At 58.3% G+C, this 15,064-nt stretch carries 1 protein-coding gene; it reads right to left on the minus strand.

Annotated features, from left to right (window positions below; all coding sequences use genetic code 11):
- Positions 1 to 137 precede the first annotated feature (137 nt).
- A complete protein-coding gene (locus MHI21_RS22110; protein ID WP_342418931.1) occupies positions 138 to 14,957 on the minus strand; it encodes an amino acid adenylation domain-containing protein in 14,820 nt (4,939 codons plus the stop codon).
- Positions 14,958 to 15,064: the final 107 nt, after the last annotated feature.

Consider the following 15,064-nt stretch of genomic DNA (forward strand, 5'->3'; position numbering starts at 1 on the left):
ATGAAGTGACCGCATGCCCCGGCGCAGGTCCGAAAAAGCTTGCTTTCGGCCTGCGCGTTTACGGGCTTGGACGTTGTTCGCCGTCTTCCTTGGGATGCGCGCCGCTTTCGCTTGACGGCGGAGGCGCGCTTGTAGGATTAGAACGCGAATTCGATCGTATCGACGGCACTCTTTGCGCCTGCCGCCGGTTTATGACATTCAATCCGGCTTAGCTCGAGTTGTGGATTTTCCGCAATTTGAGACAGTACCCGCAGGTAATCCTCGGTCAAGGTGCGGATCATCGCTTCTTTGAACAGCTTGGTGGCGTAGAAGAAGCCCCCGCTCAGCGCCCCGTTGTTTTCATACATAAACAGCGTCAGATCGAACTTCGCTTCTTCCAAATGGTCAAGCTCGTAAGTCTTCAGGCTGACCCCTTCCAGCTCGGCGTCTCGTTCTTCGATATTTTGCAAGTCGAAAACGGCATCGAACAGCGGGAAGCGGCCCGGCTCCCGCTTCACATTCAAACGCTCCACGAGCTCCTCGAATGGATAATCCTGGTTCTCGAAAGCACCCAAAGCCGTTTCCTTCACTTCTTCCAGGTAAGACAAGAACGTTTTGTCGCCCGACGGACGATTGCGGATCGCCAGCGTATTGACAAACATCCCGATGACCGGTTCCAAATCGGCGTTCGTTCTTCCCGCCACCGGTGTGCCCACGACCAAGTCCTCCTGCCCGCTGTACTTGGACAGCAGCACGGTATAAGCCGCAAGCAGCACCATGAACAGCGTGCTTTCACGCTCGGCCGCCAATTCGCGCAACCGCGCAGAGAGAGAAGCTTCGACGTCGAACTCCAGATGCGCGCCTTCGTAGCTGCGAGCCGCAGACCGTTCGTAGTCCATCGGCAGGTCCGCCGTCGGCAGCTCGCCTTCGAAGGTTTGCAGCCAGTACGCTTCCTGCCGCCCGATCCGCTCTCGGTGGGCCTTCGACTGCTGCCAAACGGCATAATCCTTGTATTGAATGCGCAGTGGCGGCAGTTCTTCCCCGGCGTAGAAACTCGAGAACTCATCGATCACAATCGCCATCGATACGCCGTCGGACACCATATGGTGCATGTCGAAAAGGAGAATATGCAGGTTCGGCTCCAGCTCGATGACCCCGGCGCGCAGTAGCGGCGGCTTGCCGAGATCAAACGGACGAACGAAGCTGCGGACGATCTGCTCGATTTGAGCCGCATCCTCTTTATCCGCTTGATGATGCTCGATAGCAAACTCGACCTGCGGGTAAATCCGCTGAACCGCTTCGGCCTTCACGATTTCAAAACCGGTGCGCAGCGATTCATGCCGTGTTATCAATTTCCGCAAGGCGGCTTCCAACTGGTCTAAATCAAACTCGCCTTCCACCTGCACCAGCTCCGGCATGTTGTAAAGCTGATCCGCTCCATCCAGCGTGTGCTGAATGAACAGCCGTTTCTGCGCGGAGGACAGAGGGTAGTACTCTCTCTCCTCCGCTTGAGGAATGGCCTCATGCTCCCGCCGTTCCATCCGGGCGATCGCCTCGGCCATCGCCGCAATCGTCGAGTGACGGAATACGTCGCGCAGCGGCAGGTTGACGTTTAATTCCTTAAATACCTTGCCCGCCAGCGTCGTCGCTCGCAGGGAGTGACCGCCGATGTCGAAGAAGTTGTCGTGAACGCCAATCTCCTTCGCAAGCCCCAGCACCTCCTGCCAAATCGCGGCCAGCTTCCTTTCCAGCTCATTGCGCGGTGCGACGTACTCCGTTCCGCTTCCCGCTTCCCCTTCCGGCGCTGGCAGCGCCTTCCGGTCAATCTTTCCGTTCGGCGTCAGAGGCAGGCGCTCCAGCTCCACGAAGTACGACGGGATCATGTACCCCGGCAGCTCCTGCGCCAGCGCGCTGCGCAAATCGTTCACCGCCAGCTCCGCTCCGGTATCCGGCGTGTAATACGCGCATAGCGCCTTCTGCCCGTTTGCGTCACTTCGAACCATTACCACCGCTTCGCGCACGCCTTCCACCCGCAGCAGCTGCGACTCGATCTCGCCCGTCTCGATCCGGTAGCCCCGGATTTTCGCCTGGTTGTCGATCCGGCCGATGAAGTCCACGTTCCCGTCTTCCATCCACCGCGCCAAGTCTCCCGTGCGGTACAGTCGCTCGCCCGCGGCGAACGGGCTGTCTACGAACTTCTCTTCCGTCAGCTCCGGACGGTTCAAGTACCCGCGCGCCACTCCGACTCCGCCGATGACCAGCTCGCCCAGCACCCCGACCGGCACCGGGTTCAGATGCGCATCCACGATGTAGAATTTCGCATTCAGCCACGCTTTGCCGATCGGCACATTGCCTGTCTGCGGCAGCTTCGCCAGCTCCTCGTCGTAGAAGCTTGAGTCGATCGCCGCTTCCGTCACGCCGTATGCGTTGATGATCCGGAACAACGAACCGAAGCGTTCCTGCAAGGTCCGGTAATCCGCCACGCTGCAGCTGTCCGAGCTCGTGATCAACAGCTCCATCCAGCTCATATCCAGCCGCTCCTCGTGCACGTACTCCAGGAACGGCACGATCAGCGCCGGCGTCGATTCGAAGATGGTGACCCGCTCCCGCTCAATCCAGTCGTGCAGACGAGACGGATCGATCCGGTCGTCCTTCGGCACAATCACCATCGTGCCTCCGTTGTACAGCGTCCGCGCGATATCTCCCACGAACACGTCGAACGAGAAGCTTGCGAGCTGCAGCAGCCGCACCGGGAACTGATCCAACCGGTACTCCCGCCGGTAGCCCGCCGCCGTGTTCACCAGGCTGCGGTGCTCGATCATCACGCCCTTCGGCTTGCCCGTCGTTCCCGACGTATAGATCACGTACGCCAGGTCCTCCGGACGGCATTCGTGCAAGTGATCATCCGCTTCCAGCGGCGCATTCGTCCGCTCCTCGCTGTACGACGCTTCGTCGTCGAGGTACAACACCGCCGCCAGCTCCTCTTCGCCGAGCCAGGCTTCGCCACGCTCTCGCAGCGGCGTTTGCGTCAGCAGCACCTTCGCTCCGCTGTCTTCGAGCATGAACCGCACGCGCTCCGCCGGGTAATCCGGGTCGAGCGGCACATACGCCCCGCCCGCTTTCCAGACGGCCAGCACGGCCACCAGCAAGTCCACCGAACGCTCGGCGAGAATGCCGACGATCGTCTCCCGGCCGATGCCGCTTGCACGCAGCGTGGCCGCCAAGCGGTTCGCCCGCTCGTTCAGCTCCGCATACGTCAGCCGGTCGTTCTCGTACACGACGGCCTCCGCTTCCGGCGTGCGCTCCGCCTGTTCCTCGAACAGCCGGTGGAACGCGGCCGCAGGAGCCGCTTCCGGCTGCGCCGGGTGGAACGCGCCGAGAATTTGTTCTTTTTCCTCTGCCGTCAGCAAGTTCAGCTCGGCGATCTTCGCATCCGGACGCCTTACGATCGTTACGAGCAGCTGCTCGTAATGTTTTGCCAGCCGTTCGATCGTCTCCCTTTTGTAGAGAGCCGTCGCATATTCGAAGCTGTAATCCAAGCCGCCGTTCTCCTCGCCCACATCCAAGCTGATATCAAACTTCGCGGTATCCAGTGCGCTCGGATAAGGAATCAGGCGAAGCCCTTCCAGCTCAAATTCCTCGTTCTCCGTATTCTGCATCGTAAACAGCGTGTCGAAGAGCGGATTGCGGCTTAAATCACGGGTGACTTGCACCTTGTCCACCAATTCTTCGAACGGATAGTTTTGATGCTCGAAGGCGTGGAGGGTCGTTTCTTTGACTTCGTTCAGGTATGACAGGAATGTCTTCTCCGAAGCCGGATAACTGCGGATAGCCAGCGTGTTTAAGAAAATCCCGATCAACGGCTGCACATCTCCATGATTCCTTCCGGCAATCGGCGTACCGACGATCACGTCTTCCTGACCTGAATATTTATGCAGAAGGACGTTATACGCCGCAAGCAGCACCATAAACAGCGTCGTGCCCGTTTCCGAGGCCAGCTGCTTCAGGCCGTCGGTTTTCGAAGCGTCAAAGAAAAACTCCAGCGTTTGGCCTTCGTAGCTCTGCACGGCCGGACGCGGATAGTCGGTCGGCATTTCCAGCACCGGAAGCTCGCCTTGGAACATGTCCAGCCAGTACGCCTCCTGACGCTGAAGCCGTTCCTTCTGCTCCTGCGAATGCTGCCAAACGGTGTAGTCTTTGTACTGAATGCGCAGAGGCTCCAATTGCTCGCCGCCGTACAAGCGGACGAATTCTTCAACAAAGATTTCCATCGAGACGCCGTCGGAAATAATATGATGCATGTCGTACATTAGAATATGGCGTTCCGGAGCCAGCTCAACAAGGCCTACCCTCAGCAGCGGAGGCTTCGCCAAGTCAAACGGACGGACGAAACGGCGAACCGTCTCTTCGGCCTCTTGCTCATCCGCTCGATAGAACTCCACGGCAAAATTCACGTCCTGGTAAATCCGCTGCGATGCTTCGCCATCCACCATTTCGAACCCGGTGCGCAGCATTTCATGCCGCGCCACGAGCTTACGGAACGCTTCTTCGAACCTTGCCCGGTCTAAAGCACCCTCCAGCAGCATCGCTTCCGGCATGTTGTAGCTAAGCTCCGCGCCTTCCAGTTGATTCAGGATAAAGAGACGTTTTTGAGCAAAAGATTGCGGGTACACCTCTCGGTCATCCGCCATCGGAATGGCAACGAATGTTTGCTCATCCAGCCGGGAAATGGCGGCCGCCATGCTCTCGATCGTGGAATGGCGGAACACGTCGCGCAGCGGCAGATCCACGTTCAACTCTTTATGAATCTTGCTGACCAGCGTCGTCGCCCGCAGAGAGTGGCCGCCGATGTCGAAGAAGTTGTCGTGAACGCCAATCTCCTTCGCAAGCCCCAGCACCTCCTGCCAAATCGCCGCCAACTTCGTTTCCAGCTCATTGCGCGGTGCGACGTACTCCGTTCCGCTTCCCGCTTCCCCTTCCGGCGCCGGCAGCGCCTTCCGGTCAATCTTTCCGTTCGGCGTCAGAGGCAGGCGCTCCATCTCCACGAAGTACGACGGGATCATGTAGCCCGGCAGCTCCTGCGCCAGCGCGCTGCGCAAATCGTTCACCGCCAGCTCCGCTCCGGTATCCGGCGTGTAATACGCGCATAGCGCCTTCTGCCCGTTCGCGTCACTTCGAACCAGCACCACCGCTTCGCGCACGCCTTCCACCCGCAGCAGCTGCGACTCGATCTCGCCCGTCTCGATCCGGTACCCCCGGATTTTCGCCTGGTTGTCGATCCGGCCGATGAAGTCCACGTTGCCGTCTTCCATCCACCGCGCCAAGTCTCCCGTGCGGTACAGCCGCTCGCCCGCGGCGAACGGGCTGTCTACGAACTTCTCTTCCGTCAGCTCTGGACGGTTCAAGTACCCGCGCGCTACCCCGACTCCGCCGATAACCAGCTCGCCCAGCACCCCGACCGGCACCGGGTTCAGATGCGCGTCCACGATGTAGAATTTCGCATTCAGCCACGCTTTGCCGATCGGCACATGGCCTGTCTGCGGCAGCTTCGCCAGCTCCTCGTCGTAGAAGCTTGAGTCGATCGCCGCTTCCGTTACGCCGTAGCTGTTAATAATACGGAACTGCGAGCCGAAGCGCTCCTGCAAGGTTCGGTAATCCGCCACGCTGCAGCTGTCCGAGCTCGTGATCAACAGCTCCATCCAGCTCATATCCAGCCGCTGCTCGTGCACGTACTCCAGGAACGGCACGATCAGCGCTGGCGTCGATTCGAAGATGGTGACCCGCTCCCGCTCAATCCAGTAGTGCAGACGAGACGGATCGATCCGGTCGTCCTTCGGCACAATCACCATCGTGCCTCCGTTGTACAGCGTCCGCGCGATATCTCCCACGAACACGTCGAACGAGAAGCTTGCGAGCTGCAGCAGCCGCACCGGGAACTGATCCAACCCGTATTCCCGCCGGTAGCCCGCCGCCGTGTTCACCAGGCTGCGGTGCTCGATCATCACGCCCTTCGGCTTGCCCGTCGTTCCCGACGTATAGATCACGTACGCCAGATCCTCCGGACGGGCTTCATGGAAGCTGTCGGTGCCAACATGCTGATGGCTCTCATCGCCGTCGTCCACAGCATCCGTCAGCTTGCCGGAGACAACCGACGCATTCGCCCGCTCCTCGCTGTACGACGCTTCGTCGTCCAGGTACAGCACCGCCGCCAGCGCCATCTCCTCTTCGTCGAGCCAGGCTTCAGCACGCTCTCGCAGCGCCGTTTGCGTCAGCAGTACCTTCGCTTCGCTGTCTTCAAGCATGAACCGCACGCGCTCCGCCGGATAATCCGGGTCGAGCGGCACATACGCCCCGCCCGCTTTCCAGACGGCCAGCACGGCCACCAGCAAGTCCACCGAACGCTCGGCGAGAATGCCGACGATCGTCTCCCGGCCGATGCCGCTTGCACGCAGCGTGGCCGCCAAGCGGTTCGCCCGCTCGTTCAGCTCCGCATACGTCAGCCGGTCGTTCTCGTACACGACGGCCTCCGCTTCCGGCGTGCGCTCCGCCTGTTCCTCGAACAGCCGGTGGAACGCGGCCGCAGGAGCCGCTTCCAGCTGCGCCGGGTGGAACGCGCCGAGAATTTGTTCTTTTTCCTCTGCCGTCAGCAAGTTCAGCTCGGCGATCTTCGCATCCGGACGGCTTACGATCGTTACGAGCAAATGTCCGAAATGAGTCGACAGCCGCCGGATCGTGCTTTCTTTATAAAGAGCCGTTGCGAATTCAAAACTGCACTCCAGGCCGCCATTTTCTTCCGTAACATCCACACTCAGGTCGAACTTGGCCGTGCCGTATTCGCTAGGGTACGGGGACAATTTCAGCCCTTCCAACTCAAACTCTTTATCCTCCAAGTTTTGCAGGGAGAACATCGTGTCAAACAGTGGGTTGCGGCTCAAATCCCGGCTGACCTGCACTTTATCGACGAGCTCTTCGAACGGATAATTCTGATGCTCGTAAGCGCCTAAGGTCGTTTCTTTCACTTCTTCCAGATACGACAGAAAGGTCTTCTCCGAAGCCGGATAATTGCGGAGCGCCAGCGTATTGACAAACATTCCGATCAAAGGCTGCGTGTCTCCGTGCGTTCTGCCCGCAATCGACGTTCCGACGATCAAATCGTCCTGACCTGTGTATTTATGCAAAAGCACGGTATATGCCGCAAGCAGCACCATATACAGCGTCGTTCCTCTTTGAGCGGCCAGCTGCTTCAAGCCTTCGTTCGTTGCCTCGTCCACGAAGGACGTCAGCGTTTGTCCCTCAAAGCTCTGCACGGCAGGACGCGGATAGTCCGTCGGCATTTCCAGAACCGGCAGCTCGCCCCGGTAACGGTCCAGCCAGTAAGCTTCCTCGCGTTTCAACTGCACTTTTTGCTCGTCCGACTGCTGCCATACCGCATAGTCCTTGTATTGAATGCGCAAAGGCTCTAATGACTCGCCGCCGTACATACGAACGAGTTCCTCGACTAACACGTCCATCGAAACCCCGTCGGAGACGATATGGTGCATGTCGAACATCAGCAAATAACGTTCGGCTGCCAGCTCTACGAGCTCCGCCCGCAGCAGCGGAGGCTTCGCCAAGTCGAAAGGCCGGATGAAGGCCTGCACGACTTCGGGCGCTTCTTCCTCGCTCACATGACGGTACTCGACGGCAAAGTCGACGCTCTCGTAAATGCGCTGTACAGCTTCGCCTTGTACGATCTCAAAGCCGGTTCGCAGCGTTTCGTGCCGTGCGATCAGTCCGCGGAAAGCCTTCTCCAGCAGGCTCCGGTCAATCGATCCTTCCAGCAGCAGCACGCCCGGCATGTTGTAGCTCTGATCGGCCCCTTCCAGCTGATTCAGGATAAACAGCCGCTTCTGAGCTGAGGAAAGCGGATAATATGCTCTTGCGCCCGCCAGCGGAATCGACGAGAACGACTGCTCTCCGATCCGGGAGATGGCGAGAGCCATCTCTTCGATCGTCGAGTAGCGGAATACGTCGCGCAGAGGCAGCTCGACATTCAGCTCCTGATGCACCTTGCTCACCAGTGTCGTCGCCCGCAGGGAATGGCCGCCCAGGTCGAAGAAGTTGTCATGAACCCCGATGTGCTCCAGTCCGAGCACGCTTTTCCAAATTCCCGCCAAGCTGGCTTCCAGCGGAGTCCGAGGCGGAGTACGTTCTTCGCCCGGCTGCAAGCTCTCCTCCGGCGCCGGGAGTGATCGGCGGTCGACCTTGCCGTTCGTCGTCAGCGGGAGCCGCTCCAACTGGATCAGGTACGCCGGAATCATATAGGCCGGCAGTTCCTGGGAAAGCACGCTCTTCAGCTCGGCCGCCGGAAGCTCGCGGTCCGCTTCATAATAGGCGCAAAGCTGCTTCTCGCCGGAGGCGTCTTCCCTCGCGAATACCGTCGCTTTCCGAATTCCCTCCACTTTCTGAAGCTGAGCTTCGATCTCGCCCAGCTCAATGCGGAAGCCGCGGATTTTTACTTGGTCGTCCGTCCGTCCCACGTATTCGATCGTGCCGTCCGGCAGCCATTTCGCCAAATCCCCCGTCCGGTACATGCGCTCTCCCAGCACAAACGGATTGTCCACAAATTTCTCCGCCGTCAGCTCCGGCCGGTTATTGTAGCCCCGTACCAAGCCTTCTCCGCCGACGCAAAGCTCCCCGGCCACGCCGATCGGCAGAAGCTTATTCCGGCTGTCGACGATATACACCTTCGTATTACTGATCGGCCGTCCGATGGGTACGGTAACCGCCGACTCATCGACGAAGTCGACCGGAAGGTACGTGGTATAAACCGTGCTTTCCGACGGGCCGTACAGGTGGTTGAGCCTGCCCGGTCCGATATGGGCGAGCGCTTTACGCACATGTCCGACCGACACTCGCTCTCCTCCGAACAAAATCGCCCGGACATCCCGCAGGCAATCGACGTTCACATCTACAAGGACGTTGAAGAAAGCCGTCGTAATCAGCATGACCGAGATGCGCTCACGCTGGATGAGATCCGCCAGCCGGACGATTTCCAGCAAAGTCTCGCGGGGAACCAGCACCAGCCGCGCCCCGTTGGTCAAAGCGCCGAAAATATCGAAAATCGCTCCGTCGAACGAATAGCTCGAAAGCTGGAGGACATGATCCCGTTCGGTGATGTCGATATAATTCGTATTTCGCACGATCCGCACGATGTTGCGGTGCGAAACAAGGTTGCCTTTCGGCTTGCCCGTCGTGCCTGACGTATAGATGACGCAGGCCAGATCCGTCGCTTCGGTGCCCGGATTTAGATTTGTGCCGTCCTCGTGATAGAAGGACTCGTCATCCAGTAAGATCACGGAGTCCGAACCCGCCAGGCGCTCGCGCAAGCGGCTTTGCGTCAGCATGACCTGCGCTCCCGAATCCTCAATCAAGAAACGGATACGCTCCTCGGGATATTCCGGGTCAATCGGTACGTAAGCCGCTCCGGCTTTGTGTGCCGCCAGCATGCCCACCACCATTTCGATGGAACGCTCAGCCATAATGGCGACCAGACGGCCTTTGGATATCCCGTGGCTACGCAAGGTACGGGCAAGGCGGTTGACGCGATCGTTCAGCTCGCGGTAGGTCAGCTCTTGCTCATTCAAGGAGATAGCGGCTGCATCCGGGATGCGCTCCGCCTGCTCTTCGAACAATTGAATGAGCGTCTTCCCGCGCGGAAATTCCGTGGTGGTGTCGTTAAAACGTCCGAGAAGGTCGGCCTTTTCCGCCTCCGTCACAAGTTCCAGCTCGCCCACGGTAATTTCCGGGTTATCCGTCACCTGCTCCAGCAGATGGACGAGATGCCCCTTGAGCCGTTCGATGCTGTCTTTATCGAACACTTCGGCGTTAAAGTCGAATCGAATTTCGATCTCGACTCCCGGCACCACAGTCACGTTGAAGTTATAGTTCGTCTGCTCCTCCATCTGAACGTCAGCGATCGTCAGGTCGCCGTGCTGCTGGTCGCCCGCCTGCTCCATCTGCTCGTCCACCGGATAGTTCTCGAAAGCGATGATATGGTTGATCAGGTTCTGCTTTTGCACGCTGCGGGCTTGAATTTCATACAGCGGATAGTAATCATAACGCCCGGACTCCAGCGCCCGCTCTTGGAGCTTCGCCATCAGGTCGGCGAACACGGTGTCCGCTTCGCTCGTGACGCGGACCGGCACCGTATTGATGAACAGCCCGATCATGGACTCGATGCCCGGGATTTCCGCCGGTCTTCCGGCCACGACGCTGCCGAATACGGCATCGTTTGTTCCGTTATATTTTTGCAGCATCACGCCCCAAGCGGCTTGCAGCAGCGTATTGACCGTAACCAGGCGCTGTTTCGCCACCCGGTCCATCCGCTCGCTCAAGTCCTTGCCCAGCTCGGCGGTGACGTGATCAGCCGTAAATCTGCCGTTTGGCGCCGGTTCCTTTTGTCCCGGGAGTACGGTTTGCCCTTCATAACCTGCCAGGAATGCCGTCCAATAGCCGGATGCCGCCTGATCGTCCTGTTTCTCCAACCATTCGATATAAGCGCCATAATCCGATCCCTTATCTCCCGCTGGCTGCTTGTCGGATGCCAAGGCCGAGTACGTCTCAAACAGCTCCTGCGTCAGCTGCGGCAGGCACCAGCCGTCCATCAAAATATGCTGGAAACTCCACAGCACATGATAGCTTTGCTCTTCGGTGCGCAGGATCGTAACCCGAACGAGCGCGTCATGTTCCATGTCGAAGCCGCGAAGCTTGTCATCCTCGGCCTTTTTATCCAAATACGCTTGTTTCTCGTCCGCCTGCAAATGAAGCAACTCTTCATATTCAAAGCCGACCGGCTTGTCGCGGTATATGATTTGCAGCGGCTCGCCCGCCGGTCCTTTCACAAAATTCGCCCGCAGCACCAGATGACGTTTCGCAAGCTCCATCCAGCTCCTCTCGAAAAGCTGGACGTCGAGCGCTCCCCGCATCGTAAACCGCGTCTGCTCGAAGTAAGCGGCCGTTTGCCGGTCAAGCGCGCTGTGGAACCACATGCCCTTCTGCATCGGCGTAAGCGAGTAAATATTTTCGATTTCCCCGAGATGGCCCGAGCGCTGGGCGATTTGCTCCAATTCCGCGATGGTCAAGCCTTTAAATTGCACGTCGCTCGGCGTCAATTCGGTGTTTTCTTTGCCTGCGCAGTAGGTAATGAGCTCTCGGAGACTTTGCTCAAGCCGCTGAGCGAAGGCTTCCATCGTTTCCTTGCGATACTGCTTCCGGCTGTAGCTGAGATCGAGCGATAAAGCGCCGTCCAGCACCATGCCGTTGATATCCAGCACAAAGCTGCGGGCCTGCCGGTCGCTGGCCGGGCTGCCGCTGGAATAAGAAGATATGCCGATCTCGTCCTGATTGACATCATCGTCGAACTGGCCGAGGTAGTTAAAATTAATTTCCGGCTCTGCGCCCCAAACAAAGCCATCCTCCGATTTGGAGAGATAGCGGCATACGCCGTACCCAAGCCCCTTGTTCGGAATGCGGCGCAAGCTTTCCTTGACCTGTTTAATCTGATAGGCCAAATCCCGGTCGGTTTCCGGCTCCAGGACGACCGGAAACTTGGTCGTAAACCAGCCGACTGTGCGCGTGATGTCGATATCCGTTCCGATCGATTCGCGTCCGTGTCCTTCAAGATTGATCCGCACCCGTTCGTGTCCCGTCCACTTGCGAACGGCTATGCCGAGCGCCGTTACCAAAATATCGTTCATTTCGGTGTTGTAGGCCCGGTGAACCCGCTTCAGCAGCAGCTCCGTTTCTTCGGGAGTCAAACGGACGAACAGCGATTCGCTGTCCTGCTGCGTCGTAACGTCCGCCTCCAGATCCTTCGGCACGGCCGGAACCGCAATTTGTTCCACGGCCTGCCAATAGGCCCGTTCCTTCGCCATATCCGGGCTTTGCGCGTAAGCGGCCAACTGCTCGGACCAAGTGCGGTACGCATCCGTTTTCGCCGGGAAACGAATTTCCTCGCTTTTGCCGGCCTGCTCGTAACCCAGAGCGAAATCCTCCATCAAAATGCGCCAAGACACGCCGTCCACCACGGCATGATGAACCGCGAGCAGCAAATGATCGCCGTCCGCGCACCGGAACAGTCCCACCTTCACGAGAGGCCCGTTCTCCAGATCGATGCCCGCTTGAATGTCCGTTGCCTTCGCTTCCACAGCCTGCGCGGTATTCTCCGCATCCTTGAAGTCGAACACGTCCAGCGTGAACAGCCCGCCTTCCTGAATCGCGCGGTTCCGCGCGCTAAACCCTTGTTCCGTCTTGCGGAACACCATCCGCAAGGCGTCATGATGCTCGGCCAGCTTTTGCAGCACCTGACGTACCGTCTCTTCGTCGAAGCGTTCCTTCCGGTACAGCATCACCGACTGACTGAAATGATGCGGGTCCGCAAAGGAGCTCTCGAAAAACCAATGCTGAATCGGCGTCAGCGCCGTTTCACCCGTTATTTCGCCTTGATCGATAGTACGTCCGATCGGTTTCACATGCAGGCTGAGCTGTGAGATAGTCGGATATTTGAACAAATCCCGGATTTCCAGCTTGTACCCGGCTTGATGAAGCCGCGAAGATACTTGAATGGACTTGATCGAGTCTCCGCCCAGCTCGAAGAAATGATCCGTTACCCCTACGCGATCGGCGTTCAATACCGCCTGCCACACATCGGCAAGCGTCCGCTCAGCTTCATTGCGGGGAGCTACGTACGCGCCGCCGGTCAGCGCGTTTCCTTCCGGAGCGGGCAAAGCTTTGCGGTCGATTTTGTCGTTCGGCGTGAGCGGCATCCGCGGAAGCTGAACAAAATGCGCTGGAATCATGTAATTCGGCAATTTTTGCGCCAGCGCGCTTCTCAGCTCGCCGAGCGTAAGCGGGCGGCCCGCGACCAGGTAAGCGCACAGTTCTTGCCCGCTTTTGCCTTCCCGCGCGATTACGATCGTCTCCTGCACGGAGTCGATCTTCAGAAGCTGCTCTTCAATCTCGCCGATCTCGATCCGGAATCCACGGATTTTCACCTGATGGTCAATCCGGCCCAAGTACTCAATATTTCCGTCCGGCAGCCAGCGGGCCAAGTCGCCCGTCCGGTACAGTCTCTCTCCGGGCTCAAACGGGTGTTCGATGAATTTCTCCGCCGTCAGATCCGGCCGGTTCCAATATCCCCGGGCGAGGCCGACGCCCGCGATGCATAATTCTCCCTCCACTCCGATAGGCGCCAGCTGATTCTGTGCGCCCAGTATATACAAGCGATGGTTCCAGATCGGACGTCCGATCGGTATCGCTCTGCGTTCGGTGTCATGCGTAGACGCCGCCCACACGGATGTGGCGATCGAGGCTTCCGTCGGACCGTACGCATTATAGTACTGTACCTTGTCTTTCCACTGCTGCACGAATTCGGCTGAAACGGCGGAGCCCGCCGTGATGAGCCTGCTCAGACTCGGCAGGCGGTCTGAATTCAAATAAGCCGCATAAGTTGGCGGCAAAGTGGCGATCGTAATTGCATGCTCGTTCATGAAACGTTCGAACAGCTGATCATCCAAAACCGTCTCAGTTGACGGTATATATAAGGTCGCCCCGAAATACAGAGCGTTGAACATCTCCCAGCACGACGCATCGAACGATAGGCTGGCGAATTGCAGCACTCGATCCTGTTCGGTCGTGTGAAGCGTATGGGCAAACGTCAGTTTCAGGCTGACCAGCCCGCGATGCTCCAGCATGACCCCTTTGGGTTTGCCCGTCGTACCTGATGTATAGATGACATAAGCTAGATCGTTCGGACCGCTGGCCGGCTCCAGGTTCGAGCCATCGTCGCTGTAGGCCTGCTCATCATCCAGCGCTACCACGGTCCCTTCGAACGGCACCTGCTGCTGCAACTCCCTTTGAGTCAGCAGCAGCTGCGCGTTCGAGTTCTCCAGAATGTAGCGGATGCGTTCTTCCGGGTATTCCGGGTCGATCGGCACGTAGGCACCGCCAGCTTTCAGAACCGCCAGAATGCCAACGACCGTCTCCAGCGATCTCCTGGCCATCAAGCCTACCAGCTGATTGGGCAGCACGCCGACCGATCGCAGCGTCCGCGCCAGCCGGTTCGCCCGTTCGTTCAGCTCCGCGTACGAAAGCCGCCGCCCCTCAAAGACAACCGCCGTCGCTTCGGGCACCCGTTTCGCCTGCTCCTCCACGAGCTGATGAATCGTCCGATCACGGGGATAGTCCTTCTCGGTATCGTTAAAGCTTTGCAGCAATTGAAATTTCTCGTCCTCCGACAGCATGTCCGCCCGCACGATGTCCAGCTCCAACTCGTGAAGCCCCACGGCCAGCAGGCGATTCAGATGGCCGACGACCCGAGTCATGAACTCGGAGTCATATAAGTGCTCGTTATATGACAGCGCTAACTGTATCGTCCCGTCGGTTAAGCTGAATTCAAAGGAACAATCCGTGACCACATTTTGCCCGATTTCGTCCAGATGCAGCTCCTTAAGGGATACTAGCGTATGGACGACGGGTATCCCGCCTGCATATTGCAGGTCCAGCTTCTCCGTCATTTTCAAGAACGGAATATGTTGATGCTGAATCGCTCTCGGCAAGGAAGTCCTCAGCTCGCTCAGAAGCGTTTTAAAAGTCGCACCCGCCGAAAGCGAGTTTTTCAAAATGACCGTATGATTAACGGATCGACGCGTCTCCGTCGGTTTCCGTACAACCGGAATGCCGACCAGAATGTCAGAAGCGCCTGTATATTTATGCAAGAGCGACTGAACACCGGCGAGCAAAATCATAAAAGTGGCCAGCGGAGCGCCCTTGCTCATTTGAAGGACGCGCTGCGCCACTTCCTCCGAAAGCGTCCCGCCGACGGTTGTCATAATGGGCGCCAGGGAGCTTGGAGCTTTGCTGTAAGGCAGCCGCGTCAAGGTATAATCGTCGCTACCGAATTTTTCGTTCCAAAACAACGTTTCTTTTTCAAAAGCCATCTGGATCGTTCCCCTCTCTTCATCGGTAAAAGCAATCCGGCGGAGCATATGCCGCAGCAACGCTCCCCGCCTTTTCAAACATGTGACAACAATGTCAATGGCTTTCG

The sequence above is a fragment of the Paenibacillus sp. FSL H8-0168 genome (genome assembly GCF_038592955.1).
In the GTDB taxonomy this organism is placed as follows: Bacteria; Bacillota; Bacilli; order Paenibacillales; family Paenibacillaceae; genus Paenibacillus; species Paenibacillus polymyxa_B.